A 21279-nucleotide genomic window follows, 5' to 3' on the forward strand; every position below is an offset into this window, starting at 1 on the left:
TGTCCTCACAATCCGGCCTGGGCATTGCCCGAGGCGCCGCGTTTGCACAGGGTGGCCTGGACCTTCTGGCTGCCGCTTTCCGGCCCTTGCAGTTCGACGGCGAGCAGGGTCTGCCCGGCCCAGTCCTCGTCCTCGCGCAGCTGGAAGGCGAAGCGGCCGTCGGTGTCGGAAGTGGTCGGCTTCTCGATCTTGATGTCCTCGTGACGCCCGTTGAGGTACCAGAGGGTGGCCTGCAGGACCTTCACCGAGGTGTCCTCGAAGCGCACGTCGAGCTGGTGGTTGCGGTTGGTCAGGTCCTTGATCACGCCGTTGCGACCGTTGACCATCAGTTCGTTCTTGCCCGGCTTGAGCGCGGTGCTGGCGCTCATCTGCGCCGGCTTGCCCTCGCAGCCGTTGTCGAGCAGGGCGAGCATCTGGCGCCAGATGGTTTCCTGGTTCAGCGGGTAGAGCGGGGAGAATTCCCAGACCAGGATCCTTGGCGGGTTCTTCTTGAATTCCTCGCTGCCCAGGTACTGGATCATCGAGCCTTCCAGGCCGCCGCCGGGGAAGGCGACGTTGAGCACGTCGGCACCGATGTACTGTTCGAGGAAGCCGGCGAAGTTGTAGTTCTTGCCGCTGTGGCTGGTGCCGACCAGGGTGATCTGCGCATTGCCGCTGTCACCGAAGAGATCGTCGCTGCCGCTCTCGCCCTTCGGCTCGGTGGCGAACTGATCCATGTACTGCACCGCGTAGCTGGTGCCGCAGAGTTGCCCGGCAACGTTGTGCAGGGTGCCGGTCTTGCCCATGCGCCCGGATTTCTTCGTTTCGAACTCCTTGCGCGGGATGCCTTCGAAGGCCGGCATGCCGTGCACGGTGTCGGCGACGATCTTCGCTGCGCGCTCGGCGCCGTATGGGGTCCAGTGCTGGTCGCCGCGGAAGTAGAAGTCCTTGCCCTGGTCGGCGGCGGCCAACTGTTCGTTGGTCAGCGGCGACAGGTCGGGGACGTTGTAGCCCATCTTGCGGAAGCGCCCGAGCATCGTCTGGTAGTTACCCAGGGCTTTCTGGTAATCGAACTTCGCCTTGTCCTCGGGATTGAGCATGTTGCGGTTCACCAGGCCGCGGGTCGGCTGGTAGACCACCACCAGCTCGATGCCGCGGGCCTTGAAGGCGTCGTGCAACTGCTGCAGGCGCTTGTAGCCGGCGGGGGTGGTGTCGAACTCGGTGCGCAGGTCCTCGCGGGTACGGAACAGCCAGTCGCCCTTGGCCTGCACCAGGGTGGTGAAGTTCTGCTGGTAGCGGGTGGTGTAGCGGCTGGCATCGTGGGCCTCGGGGCACAGCTGGCAGCAGGGTTCGGCATGAAAGGCCGGCGCCTGGACGTCAGCGGCGCGGGCGGTGTTGCCCAGGGCCAGCAGGGTGGCGCTCAGGCCAAGCAGTTTGGTCAGATGTGGAGTCATGGTCCGGGCTTCCTCAGTCCATCATGTCGGTCTGGCGTTCGACCGGGTCGATCAACACCGCTTTCTGCTGGCGCACCATCAGGTCGAGGATCTCGTCCTGGCGCTCGCCCAGCACGCCGGAAAGGCTGATGCCGCTGGCCTTGCTCGGGGCCAGCATCGACACCCGGTACAGCTCGACGCTCAGCGGCGAGTCGATGGACAGCGGTCCGCTGCCATTGGCCGCCAGCTCGCCGCCGACCACGATCAGCGACACCTTGGTGTCGAAGGGGTCGAGGGCGATGTCGCGGTCGGTGTCGGAGAGGTCCTTGATGTGGCCGTAGACGCCGACCAGGCCGTTGGCCATGGCGAGGTTTTCGTAGAGGCGGATGTTCACGCTGTTGCGCACGCGGATGCCGTGGCGGCGGTTGCTGATCAGCTTGTTGCCCCAGATCAGGTTGTCGCCGCTCTCGTACAGGGTGATGCCGTCGGTATGGTTGCGGTAGATCTCGTTGTAGGCGATCAGGTTGTTGACGCTGTTGCGGTCGATCACCACGCCGGAGAGTTTGTTGTCGTAGCTCTTGTTGTGGATGATCCAGCTGTCGTTGACCTCGCGGGAAATGATGATCCCGTGCTTCTTCTTGGTCCCGTAGACGGTGTTGCCGGCGATCACCAGGCGGTGCGAACGGTCATGGGGGTCGATGCCGTAGACGATGTTGTCGTGGTAGGTGTTGTCCTTGACCACGAAGTCGCTGGTCTCGTAGCAGTAGAAGCCGTACCACATGTCGCTGAAGGTCGAGCCGATGATCCAGCCGGTGGGTTCGGCACGGCCCATCTGCTTGGCCATGTTCGGCGTGTACTGGGAGATGCTGACGCCGTAGGACTTGCTCTTGGCGTAGCCGAAGCTGGCCATGGTGCTGTTGACGATGTAGGTCTCGGTGCCGCCCCAGGACAGCAGGAACGGGCGGAATTCATCCGGCTTGCGGAAGCTCGCCGGGCCGTTGTCCTTTTCCCGCCAGCCGATCACCCGGGTGTCGCTGACGAACAGCTTGCCGTCGTTGACCAGGAACGAACCGCCTTCCTGGGACAGACGCAGTTCCTTGACCTTGCCGTCGATTTCCAGGGTCGCACCATGGCCGACCACGATCGGCAGGCGGGCCAGGTACACGCCCGGCGCGGTTTCGCGCAGGTAGCGTTCGGGGACCTTTTTCGCCAGGTGGGTGAAGTCGACATGGCCGCCATCGACGAAGATCGCCTGCGGAATGCCGTGCTGGCGCACCACCCATTCGGCGCCTTTATTGTCGCCGCCGATGAACTCCTTGAGGGTGTCCTCCTGGAGCATACGGCGCACCGAGACCTTGCCGGGCCTGGAGCGGTCGATCTTCTTCTGCACGGCCTCGGCGGTGTAGCCGGACAGGTCCGGCAGCTTCGGCGGATCCAGATGCAGCGGCTCCACCGGCGGGCTGCTGATGGTGTAGGTCCTGGCCTGCTGCAGCTCCTTGGCCATCGGCGCCGCCTGGCCGTTGGCCTGGGCGATGCCGGCGGCCAGCAGCAGGGTGCCGGCCAGCAGGGCGTGAAGCGGGTTTGCGTGAAGGTTCATGTCAGTGCTCTCCGCCCATCAGAAGCGCCAGACCACGTCGATGAAGGCGCGGTGCATGTACGAGTCGGCCTCTTTGCCGTAGGCGTCGCCCGGCTTGAACACGCCGCCGCGAAAACGCACCAGCGCCGAGGGTTCGTCGATGGATTTGCTCAGCGCCGCCGGCAGCAGGCCCTGCTTGAAGTACTTGGTGACGACCAGGTCCATTTCCTGGCCGACGTCCTTCTCGCCCTGGACCATCGGACGGTTGATGCCGCCATCGTCGACCACCGCGTTGATCCCGCTGCTGCCGATGTTCTGGTCGCCGTCGACGCGCCAGAACTTGTGGTAGATCAGGCTGGCGTCGTAGTCGTCGCGCAGTTGCCAGGAGGTGAACAGGGTGGCCGCCTGGAGGTTGCCCAGTTCGCCGCGGAAGGCTTCGCCGAAGCGGTGCACGCGCGAGCGCGTTCCGGTCCAGTTGGAGCGGTTGGATTCCAGGCCGGTCTGCTCGTAGTTGCTGGAGCCGTCGTTACCGCCGCCGCTGCCACGGGCATAGGCAGCGCCCACTTGCCAGTTGGGGTCCAGGCGCAGGCGCACGCCGAGGTCGGTGGCCCATGCGTTGACGTCGCCGCTCTGCTTGCCAGTGGCGACCTGCTCGCCATTGACCGTGGTGGTGCCGAGGGTGTCGCGGTCGCCGGTCAGCCAGGTGACGCTGCCCCAGTAGTTGAGGGTGTTCTGGTTACGCCAGTTGTAGGCGTCGCTGTTGGCTTCGAGGCCGAGCCAGGTGAGGTCGCCGGTGCGGGTCTTGTCCAGGGCGTCCACGGTTTCGCCGGCGTTCTTCAGCTTGCCGTCGTCGTGGCTGTGGTGAGCGCGCAGGCCGACCCAGTGGCCCGGGGTCCACTGCGCGGCGACGTCGCCATAGACGTGCAGGCGGTCCTTGTCTTCGGCGGCCAGTTCGGTGAGGTCGGTGCGGTACTCGCTGAAGCGCTCGGCGACGCCGAGGTTGGCTTTCAGCAGGGTGGTGTCGAAGGTCCAGTTGAGCGCTTCGATATTGGTGTCACGCCACATGCCGTCGTCATTGCGCAGGCGCTGGCGGCCGAAGCGCAGCTCCTCGCCGGGGTAGGCGGTGAGGCCCTTGTAGCCGACCCAGAATTCGCGCAGGGCCAGGTAGCTCTTGTCGGCCTTGCGGCTGTCGTCGCTGTTGTTGCTGTCCTGTACTTCGCTGCCGTCGGCAGACTGGCGGGTGGTGTCGGTCTCGATGATGTCGGTGGCGGTGACCGCCTGGCCCATGGCGTAGGCGCTCCAGTTGCCGCGCTCGAAGAACACCCACGGGCGCAGGTCGAGACCCAGGCCATTGACATCGCCGCCATCGCGGGTGCCGAGGTCGCGGTCGTCCTCGGACTGGCCGGTGGCCTTCACTTCCAGGCCGAAGTTCTTCTCGGCGGTTTCGGCGGCCAGGGTCGGGCAGGCCCAGAACAGGGCGAAACCCAGGCCGAGACCGGCTTTCATCCACGGATTGAGCATCATAGCGACGAGTCCTCGACTTCTTCTTCAGGGCTTTGCACGGCGTGCAGGGCCAGGGCGCCAGGGCCCGGACCCATGGCGCCACGGGCGGCGCGTTCCTGCTCCAGCAGGCGCTGCGCGCTGGCTTTCTGTTGCGGATTGAGTTGGGCATCCAGCTCGCCGGCGAGGGCGGTGGATTGTTCGCTCGGGTTGACCTGCGCCAGCTGGGCGAAGACCCAGGCGTTGACCGGATCCTGGCGGATGCCGTGGCCTTCGCTGAACAGCTGGGCCAAGGCGTAGTCGGCGCTCAACTGACCACCTCGGGCGGCCTGCAGCAGGTGGTCGACGGCCTTCTGCGGCTCGACATTGCCCAAGTAACCGCGGCGGTAGAGCTGGCCGAGGTAGTAATGGGCGCTGATCTCGCCGGCCTGGCCGGCGGCGATCAGGTGAGTCTCGGCCTGCTTCGCATCGGCGGGCAGGATCTTGCCTTCGTAGTAGAGGCGACCCAGCAACAGTTCGGCGCGGGGTTGCTCGGCGGCGCGACCTTTGTCGATGTAGCCGAGCAACTGGTCGCTGTCGCCCAGTTCGGGGAAGTCGTAGAGCAGCTGCGCCAGGCTGACCCAGGACGCCGGATTTTGCGCAGCGATGTCTTCCAGCAGGGCCTGGGCGGTCTTTTCATCGGTCTGACCGAGGCTACGGTCGGCGAGCACGCGGGCCACGCTGTCGACCCGGCTGGCCGGGATCTGGCCGCGCTGGTACGCGCTTTTCATCTGCTCCAGCAGCGCCGCCTGTTGCTCGGGCTGGGCGCGCTTCTGGTAGACGGTGGCCAATTCGACGTAGCAGATGTCGGTGGTGGCGAGTGCCGTCTTGCAGATGCGCTCGACTTCGGCCATGTGCTGGTCGTAGGTGCCCTGGGTGCGGTAAAGCAGGACCTGGGCCAGGCCGGCCTCGGGGTAGCCGGCGCTGCGCCATTGGTCGATCTGCTGCTGCGCGTTGACCTTGGGGAAGCTCTGCGGGTATTGCAGGTAGAGCATCGCCAGCGGGATCAGGGTGTTGCTTTCGCCGGCGGCGAAGGCTTGCTTGAGCAGGGCTTCGGCTTCGTGGCGTTCTTCCTCGCTGGCGTCCGGTCTGGTCGCCAGCAGGCGGCCGAGGCGGCCCTGGGCGCGGGACGAGGTTTTCGCCGCGTCGCGGTAGGTGGCTTCGGCCTGCTTGAGCTTGGCCGGGTCGCCGGTTTCCACCTGGATATCGGCGAGGCCAACCTGGGCATCGCTGTAGCCGAGGTCGGCGAGTTGCCGGTAGTTGCGCTCGGCGGTGGCGGTGTCGCCGTTCTTCAGGGCTTCGTTGGCCAGGCGCTGGTCGGGGAGGCCGGCGCAGCCGGACAGGGTGATGGCCAGGGCCAGGGCACACAGGACCGGCCTCATCGCCGGTAAACCCGCGCCCACATGGCTAGCGTGCCCCCCTGTGGGAGCGGGTTTACCCGCGATTGGGTGCACCATGGAATAACTGTTCATCCCAGAACCCTCTTCAGAGCCCATGCGCCATGGCGCTGTCGATCAGCCAGTCCAGCGACGGCCCACGCTTGGCATTCACGCTGGCCGGACGCCCGACCAGTTCCGCCGGCATCGGCGCATCCGGCTTGATCTGCACGCGGATGTCCGAGGACAGGTCCTCACTGTTCAGGCTGGTGCTGCTGACGATGATCCCGCTGCGGGCCTCGTCGTCACCGGCCACCTGGAAGTTCACCCGGGTGCCCGGCTTGACGTCGTCGAACTGGCGATAGGTGAAGCGTGCGTCCACGGTCGGGTTGGTGGTGCGCGGGATCAGCTGGAAGATCGGTGCGCCCTTGGCCGCGTACTGGCCGTCGTCCACCAGCTGGCGGGCCACGGTGCAGTCGCAGGGGCTGGTGAGGGTGCCGCTCATCTGCTTGCCGAACAGTTCCTCGACCTTGGCCGGCTCCAGCTGTTCGTCGTCCAGGTGCCCCTTGAGCAGGTCGAGCATGCTGGTGCTGAACGAAGCCAGCGGCGCGCCCTTGACCACGTCGGCGCCGTTTTCCACCAGGGCCTGCACGGTGCCGTCGCGGGGCATGGTGACCTGGGTGGTGGGCACGCTGACCACGCCGGCTTCGGCATGGCTGACGAAGTAAACGCCGTACACCGACTTGGCGATGAAGCCGAAGGCCGCCACGCCGACCACGAACACACCGAGGCTGAAGGTCACCGCCCGCAGTCGGCCCAGCGGGCTGAGACCGCCGTCTTCATGCTTCTGCTTGCGCGCCTTGGTGAAGTTGTCGCGCTGCAAAGTGCTGAGCACGTCACCGATGCTGATCAGCTCGCCCGAGAGGTGCGAGGTGATGATGTGGCGCAGGGTCGCGATATCCCGTGGCTCCAGATTCTGGAACTCGACGCCGGTACGTCCGGTGTTGGCGTTGTACATGCGCACCAGGAACTCGACATCCATCGACAGGCCGAGGTTGTCGACGGTGAACTGCAGGCGCCCGCGAATCACTTCGCCGATGGTCAGCGGTTGCTTGGCGTGGAAGCTCATGCCGCCGGCGGAGAGATCGTCGATCTTCACTTCCAGGGGCTCGCGGTTCTCGCCCAGGTAGCGCAGTTTGGCGGGGATTTTCACCCGGGCGTGCTGGCGCTGGGTCTCGGATTCATGCACGACATTGACGTTCACGGCGGTATTCATGGTGATGTTTTTCCTGTTGGATCCGTAGGGGGCTGCGACTCACACGACCACGAACAGCACAGCAACGAAGACGCTGGCCGCCGAGAAGGTCATGGTCCGTGAGGACCAGGTGTTGAACCATTGCTGGAAGCTGGCGAGGTCGCGTTTGAGGGCGGTGGGCTGGCGGGTCCAGGACTGGCGGTCGAGACGGAAGAACACGTAGATCTTCATCAGCGCGCCGACGATCTGGTTGTAATAGAGGATCAGCGGGTAGGCCGGTCCGATCTTGTGCCCTGAGCACAGCAGCATGATCGTCAGGATCAGGCGGGTGATGCCGATCCACAGCAGGTAGGCGAGGAGAAACTTGGCGCCGAACTTGAAGCTGGCGATCATCGCTATGGTCAGGCCGAGCAGGCTGGTCCACATCGACACGCGCTGGTCGAACAGCACGACGCTGGTGAACAGGCCGAGGCGACGCATGCCCAGCCCGAGGGCGCGAGAGTTCTGCCGCAGGTTGTTGCCGTACCAGCGGTACATGAGTTTGCGGCTGGCTTTGAAGAAGCTCTTTTCCGGCGGGTGCTCGACCGTGTTGATGTTGGCGTCGGGCACGTAGAAGGTGTCGTAGCCCAGGCGCATCAGACTGAACCAGCTGGACTTGTCGTCGCCGGTGAGAAAACGGAAGCGGCCGAGGCGCCAGTGGTATAGCGAGTCGCTTTCGACGTCGGCGATGAATTCGGGGTTGGTGACCACGCTGGCGCGGAACATCGACATACGCCCGGTCATGGTCAGCACGCGCTTGGACAGGGCCATGGAGCACATGTTGATGTGGCGCTGGGCGAAGCGCAGCTTGTGCCATTCGCTCATGACGTAGCCACCGCGCACTTCGCAGAATTCGTTGGTGGTCAGGCCGCCGACATTGCCGAACAGCTTGAACCAGGGCACGGTCTTGCGTACCACGCCTTCGCCGAGCACGGTGTCGCCGTCGATCACCGCGACCACTGCATTCTCGTCCGGCAGGTGGCGGGAGATGGCGCGGAAACCGAAAGCCAGGCCATCGCGCTTGCCGGTACCGGCGATGCGCACGAAGTCCAGGCTGACGTGCTCCGGCGGGTTGTACTTGGCCCACAGGCTCTTGATCAGCAGTTCATCGGACATCTCCACCAGCGAGCAGACCACGGTGGTCGGGTAACCGCAGTCGATCGCCTCGCGGATCACCGAGCTGTAGACCTGGGCGGTGGTCAGGGCGTCGATGCGGAAACTGGTGACCATCAGGTAAACGTGGGACGGATCGGCGGCAGCACCGAGTTTGCGCACCTTGCGCCGCAGCCGCGGATAGACCACGTAGAGGAACAGCATGCCGCGCACGAAGTGCGTCGCGCCCATGGAGTAGCGCCAGATGCCGACCGCGCCGATCAGGAACAGGAAGTCCTTGGAGTCGGGGTCGAACAGGGTGTTGGGCAGGGCCAGGGCGATCAGCATGAGCAGGCTCACGTAGAACAGCCAACCGGCGGCCTGCAGCAGGCCGTGCTTGAGGCTTTGCATGTTCAGCATCCGTATCGGTGACGGGACGGTGGGGGGAGCGCGCGGGACCTTTCGGCCCCGCGCAGCCTGCTTACCAGCAGATGCCTTCGGTGCGGCTGACCGGGCAGGTGGCCTTGCTCATGAAGCCCACCAGGTCAATGACCTGTTTGCCGGCCGGCGCCTGCTGGGCGAGAGCACGGAATTGCTCGTCGCGGTTGCCCAGAACGATGATCTCGGCGTTGTCGATGACCTTCTGGAAATCGGCGTTGAGCAGGGAGGAGACATGGGGGATCTTCGACTCGATGTAGTCCTTGTTGGCGCCATGGACGCGGGCGTACTCGACGTTCTGGTCGTAGATATTCAACTCGTAGCCCTTGCCGATCAGGCGCTCGGCCAGTTCCACCAGCGGGCTTTCGCGCAGATCGTCAGTACCGGCCTTGAAGCTCAGGCCGAGCAGGGCGACCTTGCGCTTGTCATGGCTTTCGATGATGTCGAAGGCGTTCTGCACCTGGGATTCGTTGCTGCGCATCAGCGAGTCGAGCAGCGGTGCCTTCACGTCGAGGCTGCTGGCTCGATAGGTGAGGGCGCGCACGTCCTTGGGCAGGCACGAGCCGCCGAAGGCGAAGCCCGGGCGCATGTAGTACTGCGACAGGTTGAGGGCCTTGTCCTGGCAGACCACGTCCATCACCTCGCGGCCATCGACGCCCACCGCCTTGGCGATGTTGCCGATCTCGTTGGCGAAGGTGACCTTGGTCGCGTGCCAGACGTTGCAGGTGTACTTGATCATCTCGGCGACCTCGATGTCCTTGCGGATGATCGGTGCGTCGAGTTCTTCGTAGAGGGCCTGGAGCACGTCGCCGCTGGCCTTGTCCAGTTCACCGATGACGGTCATCGGCGGCTGGTCGTAGTCCTTGATCGCGGTGCTTTCGCGCAGGAACTCGGGGTTTACCGCCACGCCGAAATCGACCCCGGCCTTCTTCCCGGAGCAGTCTTCGAGGATCGGGATCACCACGTTCTTCACGGTGCCCGGCAACACGGTGCTGCGCACCACGATGGTGTGGCGGCTGGCTTTCTCGCGCAGCACGAAACCGATTTCGCGGCACACCGACTCGATGTATTCGAGGCCGAGGTCGCCGTTCTTCTTGCTCGGGGTGCCGACGCAGATCATCGACACGTCGGTGTCGCGGATGGCCTGGGAGAAGTCGGTGGTGCCGCTCAGGCGGCGGTTGGCGATGCCTTGCTGCAGCAGGGCTTCGAGGCCGGGTTCGACGATGGGCGACTTGCCCTGGTTGATCAGGTCGATCTTGGTCGCCGACACATCCACGCCGATGACCTCATGGCCCCGGGCAGACAGGCAACCGGCACAGACTGCACCCACATAACCCAAACCAAAGATGCTGATACGCATCGCATTCACCTCATGTCGTTAGCTACGCCGATTCCATTCACAGAACCGGACCGGGTTGAATTACCAGCCGTTTTCCGGGCGCACGAAACCGCTCCGTTAGTTCGCGGTTTCGAACGCAGGCATAAGTAAATTGTGAGCGCGCAAAACAATGCACTCATATAAGGCAGGCAAAGGCCATAAAACGGGGCATGCCCCAAAACGCTAGCCGTCTTTATTGCAGTACCGAACTTTCAATACTGCTGTGCTTGTTTTTTCAAGTGGATAAAATCCTTTGAAATCAACCACTAGGACGAATTTTGAGTGCGTCTTCTCCTGGGCGTGAGCGGCGCGCCGGACGGGTTCCGGGCGGGTGCTCTACTGGGTCCTGACAACTTTCACTGTGACCGTTTGGTTATGTAAGTCATTTCTCACATGACGCTTGAAAATCGTTACGGGTGGTATGAGCGGGGGAGGCGGGGAGAAGTTCCGGGGGTGGCAAAGTGCTGGTGAAAGAATTTTTAATATTTTTTCCGATAGGGATGCTTTCAATCTGATAGCACGCGGGAGTTTCACCCCGATATATAAAGGGCGAACTTGAGGTGAGATGGTTTTGTGCCAGTACGCGAAATTTTTTCAGGATTTTTCGTCAAAAAACTACGAACGGTCTTATGGCGTTTTGCGATAACGGCTTGATGCCGATTTTATGGCGCCTGTTTATTGGCGTATCGGGGCTGAAATGCAAGTTGATGGATTGCACAAAAAACTGTGGGAGCGGGTTTACCCGCGATTGCGGTGGTGGATTCATACCGCAATCGCGGGTGAACCCGCTCCCACAAGAGTACGTGGCGATCAATCGATCGGGTGATCGCGCAGGAATACCAGGTTATCCACCTTCGACAGCTCGGCACTGTAGTAGTACCCCTGCACATCGAACTGCTTGAGCTTCTCCGGGTCCTGGATGCGCTCCTGGATCACGAAGCGGCTCATCAGGCCCCGGGCCTTCTTGGCGTAGAAGCTAATGATCTTGTATTGCCCGTTCTTCTGGTCACGGAACTCGGTGTTGATCACCCGCGCATTCAGGGCGCTGCGCTTCACCGCGCTGAAGTACTCGTTGCTGGCCAGGTTGAGCAGCAGGTCGTCGCCTTGCTCGGCCAGGGCCTGGTTCAGCCATTCGCTGATCCGCGTGCCCCAGAAGGCATACAGGTCCTTGCCGCGGGCATTGGCCAGCTTGGTGCCCATTTCCAGGCGATAGGGCTGCATCAGGTCCAGCGGGCGCAGCAGGCCGTACAGGCCGGAGAGCATGCGCAGGTGGTCCTGGGCATAGCTGAAGTCGTCCTCGCTCAGGCTCTCGGCATCCAGCCCGGTATAGACGTCGCCCTTGAACGCCAGCAGGGCCTGCTTGGCATTGGCCGGGGTGAAGTCCGGGGTCCAGCTGCCGAAGCGTGCGGCGTTCAGGCCAGCCAGCTTGTCGGACAGGTGCATCAGCTCGCTGATCTGCGCCGGCGACAGCTCGCGCAGTTGCTGGATCAGTTCCTGGGAGTCGTCCAGGTATTGCGGCAGGGTGTGCCGCGCCGTCACCGGCGGGGTGTCGTAGTCGAGGGTCTTGGCGGGGGAAATCACCGTCAGCATGAGGTCGGCTCCTTGAATCGTCGGGGGATTCTACGGGGCGGGGCGGATGTTCTCCAGCTATCGCAGCGATAGACGGACGCGCTGCTATAGTGGCCGGCGGATCAACCGAAGAGTCTCTACCCGTGCGCCTAGTCCTCGTTGTCCTGACCGCCTTGCTCGCCTTCGGCGCCCAGGCCGCCCCGCAGCAGATCGCCATTTTCGACCGCAGCCACTGGCCGGAAACCCTCGACACGCCGGTACTGTTCGATGTCGCCTCGCGGGCCGAGATCCTGTCCTTTGCCCGGGTGCTGGCGGAAACCGAGTCCCTCGACGACGCGACCCTCACCGCCCGCCTGCAGTTGCGCCAGGCCAACCTGCCGATGGTCCGTGAAGTGCGCGAGCGCCTGTGGCGAGCGCTGTGGCGCAACTACGACATGGCCCAGCAGAGTTGCGAGCAGGATGCTTCGTTCTGCTATGCGGTGGAAAACCTGGGCGACCTGCGCCGCACGGCCGCCACCTTCGCCGTCGCCGCCGATTCCTTCTATGCCGGCTGGACCGAACCAAGCCGGCAGTTCCATATCGCCTACCTCAACGAGTTGCTGCGCAAGGCGGCGCTGTTCCCCCAGACCGCCAGCGAGGTGGCGTTCTTCTCGCCGCAGGAAATGACAGGCGACCGCCTCAATGATCGCCTCTTCCTGCTCAGCTTCGACGGTGGCCCAAGCGTGCTGCCGGGCAGCACCGAGGCCCTGACTACCTTCCTGCGCAAGCAGAAGCTGGAAGGCTTGTTCTTCGTCCTCGGACAGAACCTGCAGACCCGCCGCGACAAGCAGTCGATGCAGGCGCTGCGTGATATCTACCGCGGCCAGTGCGTCGGCACTCAGGGCTGGCAGTACCGTTCCCATGCGCAATGGCAGGACTGGGAGGACTCGGTGATCCGCGGCGTAGCACGGGCGCAGAGCGACCTGCCGGAGCAGTACGTGCCGCTGTTCCGTCCGCCTTACGGCCAGCGCCGTGCCGACAGCCCGGCCTTCTTCGCCAGCCAGAACCTGCGCGTAACCCTGTGGGACATCGACGCCCAGGACCTCAGCCCGCTCACCGCCGAGCAGTCGGCGCAGCGCACCCTGACCCTGATGCTGCTGTGGCGTCGTGGCCTGATCCAGCTGCATGACGGCCAGCCGAAAGCGCAGGAAGTGGTGACCTGGTTGCTGAGCAACACGGCGCAGAGCGGGATCGGTTGGGAAGGGTGCAAGGACTTCGCCGAGGGGCGATAAGCGGGGAGCAGGCGAAACGTTTCAATGGGGTCCACTCATGACTGTAGTCGTGCTTTCCCCACCCGCCAAGGGTTATTCGTCAAACCGAAAAATAAACTTCATTTACGGATGAAAACGCTTTTTCCGGTAATGGTTTTTGCGGTATGTAGGAATCAGACAGCCGAATCCTGCAGCCAGGTGGCGTCTTAGGACACTCCTTGTGCAGGTGCGCTTCCCGCCCGTAACGACGCGGATACGGGGAGAACGGCGGTCACTCTGCGGTGCGGCAGTAGCGCATCGTGTAGCTCCCACATAAGGTGACCGAGTATGGATGACCAAGGACGCACTTCTTCCTCCAACCAGCCAATCCTGTATGTGTTGGATACCAACGTCCTGATTCACGACCCCAACGCCCTGCTCAACTTCGAAGAACACCACGTCGCCATTCCGATGACGGTGCTGGAAGAACTCGACAAGCTCAAGACCGGTAAACATACAGTCGCCGCCGAATGTCGCCAGGCCATCCGCCTGATCGACCAGACCCTGGGCGACGCGACGCCTTCCGATGTCGAACTGGGTGTGCCCATCCAGCGTGGCAAAAGCGGTCCGAAGGGCTCCCTGTCGATCTTGATGACCCAGCGCGCAGAACCCAATCGCCTGCTGCCGGAGCACCTCAACGACAACATCATCATCAATCAGGTCCTGGACTTGCGCGCCAAGCACAAGGACCGTGACGTGGTGCTGGTGACCAAAGATATCAACATGCGCCTCAAGGCCCGCGCTTGTGGGATCGCGGCAGAGGACTACAGCACTGACCAGCTGGTGGACGACGTCAGCCTGCTGTCCAAGGGCTATCACTCGGTCAACGGCTCGTTCTGGGACCGTGTCGCCAAGGTCGAGACCCGTCAGGAGCGCGGTCGGACCTGGCATCGGGTGCAACTGATCGACAACCTGCCGGCGGTGCACGTCAACGAGTTCATCATCGATGAACAGGGCTTCGTTGGCTGGATCAAGGGCATCAAGGACAGCGAGTTGCTGCTGCTCGACCTGCACCAGGAACCGCTGCTGCACCAGGAAGCCTGGGGCCTGAAACCGCGGGATATCCACCAGGGCCTGGCGCTGTTCGCCTTGCTCGACCCGGACATCCACCTGGTCAACCTGACCGGCGCCGCCGGTTCCGGCAAGACCATCCTGGCGCTGGCCGCAGCCATCGAGCAGACCATGGTCAGCAAGCGCTACCGGCGTATCATTGCCACCCGCAGCGTGCAGGGCCTGGACCAGGAAATCGGCTTCCTCCCCGGCACTGAAGCGGAGAAGATGGAGCCCTGGCTCGGCGCCATCACCGACAACCTCGAAGCCCTGCACATGGACGACGAGAGTACCCACGGCAGTGTCGAATACATTCTCGAAAGGGTGCCGCTGCAGTTCAAATCCCTGAACTACATCCGCGGGCGCAGCTTCCAGCAGAGCCTGATCCTGATCGACGAATGCCAGAACCTCACCCCGCATCAGATGAAGACCATCATCACCCGCGCCGGCGCCGGTTCGAAGGTGATCTGCCTGGGCAACCTGGCGCAGATCGACACCCCGTACCTGTCGGCCACCAGCTCCGGGCTGACCTACCTCACCGAGCGCTTCAAGGACTTCCCCAACGGCGTGCACATCACCCTGCAAGGGGTACCGCGGTCGATTCTCGCCGAATACGCGGAATCTCATCTGTAACACCTGGTACCGGGCGGCCATGCGCCGCCCGGCTTTTTTTCGCTGCCAGATCCTGACTCGCGGGTTTACAATCGCCGATCCCGATCAGGAGTTCCCCTCGTGTTGACTCATCTCGATTCCCAAGGTCGCGCCGCCATGGTCGACGTCACCGACAAGGCCGTGACCCACCGCGAAGCCGTGGCCGAAGCGCGGGTGCGCATGCTCCCGCAGACGCTGAACATGATCGTCGACGGTGCCCACCCCAAGGGCGACGTGTTCGCCGTGGCGCGTATCGCCGGCATCCAGGCGGCGAAGAAGACCAGTGACCTGATTCCACTGTGCCATCCGTTGATGCTCACCAGCGTCAAGGTCGAGCTGAGCGCCGAAGGCAGCGACTGCGTACATATCGTCGCGCGCTGCAAGCTGTCCGGGCAGACCGGGGTGGAAATGGAAGCGCTGACCGCCGCTAGCGTTGCCGCGCTGACTATCTATGACATGTGCAAGGCCGTGGATCGCGGCATGACCATCGAACATGTGCGCCTGCTGGAGAAACTCGGCGGCAAGAGCGGTCACTACCAGGCGGACGCGCAATGAAGATCAAGGTGGTCTATTTCGCCCGTTACCGCGAAGTGCTGGGCCGCGATGGCGAGGTCCTCGACGGTGATTTCACCCGCATCGAGGACGTGCGCCTGGCCTTGCTCGGAAAGGGCAGGTCCTATGCCGTACTGGCCGAGCAGAACCTGATGTGCGCTCGCAACCAGGACCTGTGCAAGCCCGATGAAGCCCTGGAAGATGGCGACGAAGTCGCATTCTTCCCGCCAGTCACCGGGGGTTGAGATGAGCGTCCGGGTCCAGAGCGCGCCCTTCGATCCGGGGGCGGAAACCAGTGCCATGCATGCGGCCAACGTCGGCGTCGGCGCGGTGGTGGCGTTCGTCGGTTATGTCCGCGATTTCAACGACGGCCTGGAGGTGGCGGGGATGTTTCTCGAGCACTATCCGGGGATGACCGAGAAAGCCTTGGGCAAGATCGTCGTCGAGGCCGAGCAGCGCTGGCCGTTGCTCAAGGTCGAGGTGCTGCACCGGATCGGCGCCCTTGAACCGGGCGAGCCGATCGTTTTCGTGGGTGTTGCCAGTGCCCACCGCCAGGCGGCGTTCGATGCCTGCAACTTCATCATGGACTACCTCAAGACCCGCGCGCCGTTCTGGAAGAAGGAACAGACCAGTGAAGGGGAGCGTTGGGTGGACGGCAAGCAGAGCGACAGCGACGCGGCTGATCGTTGGTGAGCTTGCAGCTATTCCGATTTGCTCGTTGAAAATTTATACAATCAAGTCCAGTATGGACTCATAAGTACAAATACAGGCCTCAAGTCCCTTTCCTCTGCTTTGTCACCACCCCAAACAACAACGAGCGAGAAAGACCCCATCATGAAGAAGTCCCACCTGATTGCCGGTCTGGCCCTGGGCCTGCTGGCCAGCAGCCCGCTGTTCGCGGCAGACAAACCTCTGCGCATCGGCATCGAGGCCGCTTACCCACCGTTTGCCTACAAGACTCCGGACGGTGGTATCGCCGGTTTCGACTACGACATCGGCAACGCCCTGTGCGCCGAGATGAAGGTCGAGTGCAAATGGACCGAGCAGGAATACGACGGCCTGATCCCGTCGCTGAAGGTGAAGAAGATCGACGCCGCGCTGTCTTCGATCACCATCACCGAAGAGCGCAAGAACTCCGTGGACTTCTCCCACAAGTACTACTTCACCGGAGCCCGCCTGGCGATGAAGGAAGGCGCCCAGGTCGACGATCAGTACGAAGCCCTGAAGGGCAAGCGCATCGGCGTGCAGCGCGCCACCACCACCGACCGCTACGTGCGCGCGGTGCTGGAGCCCAAAGGCGTGATCGTGGTGCCGTACACTACCAACGAAGAGATCTTCATGGACCTGGTGGCCGGGCGACTGGACGGCGTGTTTGCCGATACCATCCCGCTGCAGTTGGGCTTCCTCGACACGCCGAAGGGCAAGGGTTTTGCCTTCGTCGGGCCGGAGTTGAAGGATCCGAAGTACGTGGGTGAAGGGGCGGGTATCGCGGTGCGCAAGGGCAACACTGAGCTGGTCGCCAAGCTGAACGCCGCCATCGATGCGATTCGTGCCAATGGCGAGTATCAGAAGATCCAGGCTAAGTATTTCAAGACCGATATCTACGGCGACTGATCTGTAGTTCTGGGGCCGCTTTGCGGCCCTTCGCGAGCTTGCTCGCGAAGGGCTGCGAAGCAGCCCAAAAGGCATCAGGCCTTCAATTCTTTCAAGTGCTTGTAAACCGTAGCCCGCCCCATGTTCAGCACATTGGCCACATAGTTGGCCGCACTCTTGCCCTTGAACGCGCCCTCGGCATGCAGGGCCAGGACCAGCTCGCGCTTGTGGTCGCGGTTTAGCAGGTTGAGGCTGAGCTGGCGTTGTCGCAGCCAACTATTGAGGAAGGTGTTGATACGCTCCTGCCAGTCGTCGCGGAACAGTGCGTCCGGCTGCGGAATCAGCTTGCTCGGCGAGAGGAACAGGTCCAGCGCTGCCTTGACGTTCTCGAACAGGGAAATGTTCAGGTTGATGCACAGCACCGCCAGCGGCTGCCCGGCCGGGTCGCGCAGTACGGTGCTCAGCGAGCGGATCTTCTGCCCGTCCCAGTTGAGTTTCTCGTAGGGGCCGATATTGGTTTCGTCGGTGCCTTCCTCGAACATGTCTTCCAGCGCCGCATCGTCTCCCACTTCACGCTTGGACAGGTTGTTGGCGATGTAGTCGATCTTCTGCGTGCGCAGGTCGTGCAGCACCACTTCGGCGTGGGGGAAGAACAGGGTGGCGATGGCGTCGGCGATCGCCCGGTAGTTCTGCAGGAAAGGATCGGTGGTGGACATTCGGGCTCCGCGAAGGGGTCGGCGCCCTTGGAGCAAGGGCGCTGGGAGTGTGCCGCAAACGCGCGGGGGCGTCACCCGTCCAGGCGTGCGGGGGACAGTTGCGCAGCGCTCAGGCCGAAGGCAGCCAGTGTCTCGGGCAGAGGCTCGCCACGCACCAGAGCGGCGCTGGCCTGGCCCATTGCCGGGGAGGTCTGGATGCCATAGCCGCCTTGCGCGGCCACCCAGAACAGGCCTTGCACTTGCGGATCGAAACCAGCCACCAGATCGCCGTCGGCAACGAAGCTGCGCAGTCCGGCCCAGGTACGGAACGGCCGGCGGATGCTCAGGGTGGTGGCTTCCTCGATCAGGTAGATGCCGGTGGCGATATCCAGCTCTTCCGGCTGCACGTCGTGGGGTTCGACCGGGTCGGCGTTGCACGGCGAGCCGAGGAGCATGCCGGCGTCGGGCTTCATGTAGAACGACTCGTCGAGGCTCACCAGCATCGGCCAGCCATGGCTGTCGATCTGCGCCGGCCCCTCGAAGATGAATGCAGCGCGGCGCTTGGGTTGCAGGCCCAGCGGCGCGGCACCGGCCAGCTGGCCGATCTGGTCGGCCCAGGCACCGGCAGCATTGATCAGCACCGGGGCGCGGAACTGGCCACGACTGGTCTCGACCAGCCACTGGCCTTCGGCATCCCGCTGCAATCCGAGCACTTCGCAGTCGCCATGGATCTCGCCTTGCTGGCGACGGATGCCGCGCAGGTAGCCCTGGTGCAGGGCGTCGGTGTCGATATCGCTGGCGCTCGGGTCGTACAGCGCGCCGTGGACCTTTTCGCGGCGCAGCACCGGCAGGCGCGCGCAGGCTTCGTCGGCGCTGAGCAGTTGCATGTCCGGCACGCAGGCGCGGGCGCTGTCGTATTGGCGCTGGAGTTCTTCGGCGTCGCCTTCGAAGTCCACGGTCATCTCACCGCGGGGCATCAGCAACGGATGCTCGGCGAAGCCGACCGGCGGCTGGTCGAAGAAGGTGCGGCTGGCCAGGGTCAGCGCGCGCACCTGCGGGGTGCCATAGGCTGCGGTGTACAGCGCAGCGGAGCGTCCGGTGGAGTGATAGCCGGGCAGGGTTTCCCGCTCCAGCAGCACGACCTTGCCGTGCGGCGCCAGCCAGTAGCCGGTGGAGGCGCCGGCGATACCGGCACCGATGATGAGGTAGTCAGCCTGTTGCATGGCGATCTCCACGAGTCAGTGGCCGCGTTGCAGGTGATACAGGGCATTGGCCAGGGCGATGTCTTCCAGCCCCAGGCCGATGGAGCGGAAGAACGCGTGGCGCTTGTATTCCGGGCGGGCGGCATGCCCGCTGACCAGCTCCGGCAGGTCGCCGACGATGGTCTCCGGGTTCCAGCCGTGCTGTTCGACGGCCAGGCGCATTTCTCCGGCGCTGCCCGGCGTGGTGCGGCGGTAGTCGCAGTAGACGTCCATCGCCGCCAGGCTGGCGGGCGGTACTTCGTGGGCGCGCACCGCGTTGGTGCTGATGGAGGTGATCAGCGCCGGTTTGCTCAGGCTGGCCGGGTCGAGAACCGGTTTGGCCGAGGAGGTGCAGAGCAGGATCACGTCGGCGTCCTGCACGGCGGCGTCGAGGTCTTCGTGCAGGCTCAGGCGTGGGTCGAGGGCGACGAGAGCGTCGCGCTCGCTGGCACTCTTGCCTTGGAGGCTCGGGGAGTACAGGCGGATGTCCTGCCAGTCGCGCAGGTCGCGGACGTAGTGCAGGTGGGCGCGGGCGATCGGGCCGCTACCGATGATGCTCAGCCGCCGTGCGTCACCTGGCGCCATGGCGTCAACGGCTACTGCGGTGGTGGCCGCAGTGCGTGCAGTAGTCAGCTCGCTGGCATCGCAAAGCAGCAGAGGCTGGCCGCTGTCCATAGACATCAGCAGAGTCCAGGCGGTGACCAGAGCGCCTTGCTCGCGAACGATATAGGGCGAGGTCTTCAGGCCGTAGACACGGTCTTCGGCGAGGACACCGCCGTAGTTGATGAAGTCACCCTGGCCGGCGGGGAATTCCACCAGTTGCTGCGGCGGCTGCACCGCCTGGCCGGCGGCGAGGTCGCGGAACAGGTCGCGCAACACCCGGGGGACATCCACCTGGGCGAGCAGTTGACGGGCTTGCTGCTGATCGAGAACGAGGGGGGCGGACATCGGGATGCTCCGGGTTGGGTTTAAACTAATTTTTCCATTATGGACTTTTAGTTTAAGTGTTTTCTATCCCGGAGCCTGAAAAATGTGGGGGCCGCAAAGCAGCCCCAAAAGAAAACGCAGCACTAAGGCTGCGTTTTTTTAACCGTGCTTCTTCGGCACCGGCTTGAGCAACTCCGTCGGCGGCATCTCGCAACTGATCTTGCGCCCCAGCAGTTCCTCGATCGCCGGCAACTGGTAGGAATCATCCTCACCGGCAAAGCTGATCGATACACCGCTGGTCCCGGCGCGGCCAGTACGACCGATCCGGTGCACGTAGTCGTCCGGATCTTCCGGCAGGGTGAAGTTGATCACGTGGCTGATGCCATCGATATGGATCCCGCGACCCGCCACGTCGGTGGCCACCAGTACAGTGATGCGGCCTTCGCGGAAGTTCTCCAGGGTGCGGATGCGTTTGTGCTGCGGCACGTCGCCGGACAGTTGCGCGGCATTCACGCCGTCGCGCACCAGACGTTCCTCGATGCGCCGCACCTCGTCCTTGCGGTTAGCGAAGACGATCACCCGTTCCCACTTGTTCTCGGTGACCAGGTTGTACAGCAGCTTGTACTTGTCGCTGCCGGCCACAGCATAGACATGCTGCTCCACGGTCTCGCTGGCGACGTTCTCCGGCTCGATCTCGACGATGGCCGGGTTGGTGGTCCACTGCTTGGCGAGGTTCATCACGTCTTCGGTGAAGGTGGCGGAGAACAGCAGGGTCTGGCGCTCGGTCTTAGGCGGGGTCTGGCGAATGATCTGACGCACCTGGGGAATGAAACCCATGTCCAGCATGCGGTCGGCTTCGTCCAGTACCAGCACCTCGACCATGTCCAGGTGCACTTCGCCGCGCTGGTTGAAGTCCAGCAGGCGGCCCGGGGTGGCGACCAGGATGTCGCAGTGGCGGGCTTCCAGGGCCTTGAGCTGCTTGTCGTAGTCCATGCCGCCGACGAAGGTCATGACGTTGAGGCCGGTGTACTTGGTCAGCGCCGCGGCGTCCTTGGCGATCTGCACCACCAGCTCGCGGGTCGGGGCGATGATCAGCGCCCGCGGTTCACCCATGTAGCGCTCTTTCGGCGGCGGGGTCTGCTGCAACTGGGTGATGATCGAGATCAGGAAGGCGGCTGTCTTGCCAGTACCGGTCTGAGCCCGGCCGATGGCGTCCTGGCCGCGCAGGGTGAAGCCCAGCACCTGGGCCTGGATCGGTGTGCAGTACGGGAAACCGAGGTCGTGGATGGCGTGCATCAGCTCGGCGGAGAGCTTGAAATCATGGAAGCGGGTCTTGCCTTCCTGCGGCTCGACCGCAAAGTCTTCCAGCTTCCAGGTCGAGGCCTGGGGCTTCGGCTTGCGCTCGCGACGCGGCTTGGCAGTTGGCGCAGGCTCGGCGAGAGCCGGCTTGGCATGTGGGGGCTTGGCGGCTTCGGTCCTGGCCGGAGGCGCCGGGGCGGGAGCAGGTGCTGGCGCGGGCGGCTGCATCACGGGTGCAGCGCTTTCGGCGGCGAGTTGCTCGACCTCGCTCTTGCCGAACATCTTCTTGAGTGCTTTGAGCACGGTCT

Annotated in this window: 18 protein-coding genes; 6 read left to right on the plus strand and 12 right to left on the minus strand. The window is 63.7% G+C overall.

Annotated elements, in window-relative coordinates:
• Positions 1-5: 5 nt before the first annotated feature.
• The 8 genes from AC5QPF_RS05390 to yaaA form a co-directional block, all read right to left on the minus strand.
• Positions 6-1433: an alginate O-acetyltransferase AlgX-related protein gene (locus AC5QPF_RS05390; RefSeq protein WP_494962333.1), complete on the minus strand. Its 1428-nt coding sequence runs from the start codon at positions 1431-1433 to the stop codon at positions 6-8.
• Positions 1434-1446: 13 nt separating this feature from the next.
• Positions 1447-3009 carry a mannuronan 5-epimerase AlgG gene (gene algG / locus AC5QPF_RS05395; protein ID WP_494962334.1) on the minus strand — a complete coding sequence of 521 codons (1563 nt, stop codon included), beginning with the start codon at positions 3007-3009 and terminating at the stop codon, positions 1447-1449.
• Between the two features lie 18 nt (positions 3010-3027).
• Complete coding sequence (locus AC5QPF_RS05400) at positions 3028-4512, minus strand: alginate export family protein (protein WP_494962335.1); 1485 nt, start codon at positions 4510-4512, stop codon at positions 3028-3030.
• A complete protein-coding gene (gene algK, locus AC5QPF_RS05405) occupies positions 4509-5909 on the minus strand; it encodes an alginate biosynthesis TPR repeat lipoprotein AlgK (RefSeq protein WP_494962336.1) in 1401 nt (466 codons plus the stop codon). The genes AC5QPF_RS05400 and algK overlap by 4 nt, the downstream gene beginning before the upstream one ends.
• Before the next feature lie 103 nt (positions 5910-6012).
• Positions 6013-7179 (minus strand): PilZ domain-containing protein, encoded by a 1167-nt coding sequence (locus AC5QPF_RS05410; RefSeq protein WP_494962337.1) that lies wholly within the window; start codon positions 7177-7179, stop codon positions 6013-6015.
• A 39-nt stretch (positions 7180-7218) separates the two neighbouring features.
• Complete coding sequence (alg8, locus tag AC5QPF_RS05415; protein ID WP_494962338.1) at positions 7219-8700, minus strand: mannuronan synthase; 1482 nt, start codon at positions 8698-8700, stop codon at positions 7219-7221.
• A gap of 70 nt (positions 8701-8770) precedes the next feature.
• Positions 8771-10087: a nucleotide sugar dehydrogenase gene (locus tag AC5QPF_RS05420; RefSeq protein ID WP_494962339.1), complete on the minus strand. Its 1317-nt coding sequence runs from the start codon at positions 10085-10087 to the stop codon at positions 8771-8773.
• Between the two features lie 828 nt (positions 10088-10915).
• Positions 10916-11695 carry a peroxide stress protein YaaA gene (yaaA, locus tag AC5QPF_RS05425; protein WP_494962340.1) on the minus strand — a complete coding sequence of 260 codons (780 nt, stop codon included), beginning with the start codon at positions 11693-11695 and terminating at the stop codon, positions 10916-10918.
• A gap of 122 nt (positions 11696-11817) precedes the next feature.
• On the opposite strand from yaaA, the gene AC5QPF_RS05430 reads away from it, so the two are divergent.
• From AC5QPF_RS05430 to AC5QPF_RS05455, 6 genes are all read left to right on the plus strand, one after another.
• Positions 11818-12945, plus strand: a complete 1128-nt coding sequence (locus AC5QPF_RS05430) for a polysaccharide deacetylase family protein (RefSeq protein WP_494962341.1) — start codon at positions 11818-11820, stop codon at positions 12943-12945.
• A gap of 306 nt (positions 12946-13251) precedes the next feature.
• Positions 13252-14646: a PhoH family protein gene (locus tag AC5QPF_RS05435; protein ID WP_494962342.1), complete on the plus strand. Its 1395-nt coding sequence runs from the start codon at positions 13252-13254 to the stop codon at positions 14644-14646.
• Positions 14647-14745: 99 nt separating this feature from the next.
• Positions 14746-15219: a cyclic pyranopterin monophosphate synthase MoaC gene (gene moaC, locus AC5QPF_RS05440; RefSeq protein WP_494962343.1), complete on the plus strand. Its 474-nt coding sequence runs from the start codon at positions 14746-14748 to the stop codon at positions 15217-15219.
• The gene (locus AC5QPF_RS05445) at positions 15216-15461 is read left to right on the plus strand and encodes a MoaD/ThiS family protein (RefSeq protein ID WP_494962344.1); all 246 of its coding nucleotides are present in this window, start codon (positions 15216-15218) and stop codon (positions 15459-15461) included. The genes moaC and AC5QPF_RS05445 overlap by 4 nt, the downstream gene beginning before the upstream one ends.
• A gap of 1 nt (position 15462) precedes the next feature.
• Positions 15463-15909, plus strand: coding sequence for a molybdopterin synthase catalytic subunit MoaE (moaE, locus tag AC5QPF_RS05450; protein WP_494962345.1), 447 nt, complete (start codon positions 15463-15465; stop codon positions 15907-15909).
• 141 nt (positions 15910-16050) lie between these two features.
• The gene (locus AC5QPF_RS05455) at positions 16051-16830 is read left to right on the plus strand and encodes a lysine/arginine/ornithine ABC transporter substrate-binding protein (RefSeq protein WP_494962346.1); all 780 of its coding nucleotides are present in this window, start codon (positions 16051-16053) and stop codon (positions 16828-16830) included.
• A gap of 74 nt (positions 16831-16904) precedes the next feature.
• Here the strand turns inward: AC5QPF_RS05455 and AC5QPF_RS05460 are convergent, their stop codons facing one another.
• The 4 genes from AC5QPF_RS05460 to rhlB all read right to left on the minus strand — a co-directional run bounded on the left by AC5QPF_RS05460 (position 16905) and on the right by rhlB (position 21274).
• The gene (locus tag AC5QPF_RS05460) at positions 16905-17525 is read right to left on the minus strand and encodes a PAS domain-containing protein (RefSeq protein WP_494962347.1); all 621 of its coding nucleotides are present in this window, start codon (positions 17523-17525) and stop codon (positions 16905-16907) included.
• A 71-nt stretch (positions 17526-17596) separates the two neighbouring features.
• Complete coding sequence (locus AC5QPF_RS05465; RefSeq protein ID WP_494962348.1) at positions 17597-18727, minus strand: FAD-dependent oxidoreductase; 1131 nt, start codon at positions 18725-18727, stop codon at positions 17597-17599.
• 15 nt (positions 18728-18742) lie between these two features.
• Positions 18743-19693, minus strand: coding sequence for an ornithine cyclodeaminase family protein (locus AC5QPF_RS05470; RefSeq protein WP_494962349.1), 951 nt, complete (start codon positions 19691-19693; stop codon positions 18743-18745).
• Between the two features lie 138 nt (positions 19694-19831).
• Positions 19832-21274 (minus strand): ATP-dependent RNA helicase RhlB, encoded by a 1443-nt coding sequence (gene rhlB / locus AC5QPF_RS05475; RefSeq protein WP_494962350.1) that lies wholly within the window; start codon positions 21272-21274, stop codon positions 19832-19834.
• Positions 21275-21279: the final 5 nt, after the last annotated feature.

Source organism: Pseudomonas sp. Con_6 (genome assembly GCF_059379395.1).

Coding starts and splice junctions, on each gene's coding strand:
- AC5QPF_RS05390 (WP_494962333.1), bottom strand. CDS start 1,433: ATGACTCCACATCTGACCAAACTGCTTGGCCTGAGCGCCACCCTGCTG.
- algG (WP_494962334.1), bottom strand. CDS start 3,009: ATGAACCTTCACGCAAACCCGCTTCACGCCCTGCTGGCCGGCACCCTG.
- AC5QPF_RS05400 (WP_494962335.1), bottom strand. CDS start 4,512: ATGATGCTCAATCCGTGGATGAAAGCCGGTCTCGGCCTGGGTTTCGCC.
- algK (WP_494962336.1), bottom strand. CDS start 5,909: ATGAGGCCGGTCCTGTGTGCCCTGGCCCTGGCCATCACCCTGTCCGGC.
- AC5QPF_RS05410 (WP_494962337.1), bottom strand. CDS start 7,179: ATGAATACCGCCGTGAACGTCAATGTCGTGCATGAATCCGAGACCCAG.
- alg8 (WP_494962338.1), bottom strand. CDS start 8,700: ATGCAAAGCCTCAAGCACGGCCTGCTGCAGGCCGCCGGTTGGCTGTTC.
- AC5QPF_RS05420 (WP_494962339.1), bottom strand. CDS start 10,087: ATGCGTATCAGCATCTTTGGTTTGGGTTATGTGGGTGCAGTCTGTGCC.
- yaaA (WP_494962340.1), bottom strand. CDS start 11,695: ATGCTGACGGTGATTTCCCCCGCCAAGACCCTCGACTACGACACCCCG.
- AC5QPF_RS05435 (WP_494962342.1), top strand. CDS start 13,252: ATGGATGACCAAGGACGCACTTCTTCCTCCAACCAGCCAATCCTGTAT.
- AC5QPF_RS05445 (WP_494962344.1), top strand. CDS start 15,216: ATGAAGATCAAGGTGGTCTATTTCGCCCGTTACCGCGAAGTGCTGGGC.
- moaE (WP_494962345.1), top strand. CDS start 15,463: ATGAGCGTCCGGGTCCAGAGCGCGCCCTTCGATCCGGGGGCGGAAACC.
- AC5QPF_RS05455 (WP_494962346.1), top strand. CDS start 16,051: ATGAAGAAGTCCCACCTGATTGCCGGTCTGGCCCTGGGCCTGCTGGCC.
- AC5QPF_RS05460 (WP_494962347.1), bottom strand. CDS start 17,525: ATGTCCACCACCGATCCTTTCCTGCAGAACTACCGGGCGATCGCCGAC.
- AC5QPF_RS05465 (WP_494962348.1), bottom strand. CDS start 18,727: ATGCAACAGGCTGACTACCTCATCATCGGTGCCGGTATCGCCGGCGCC.
- AC5QPF_RS05470 (WP_494962349.1), bottom strand. CDS start 19,693: ATGTCCGCCCCCCTCGTTCTCGATCAGCAGCAAGCCCGTCAACTGCTC.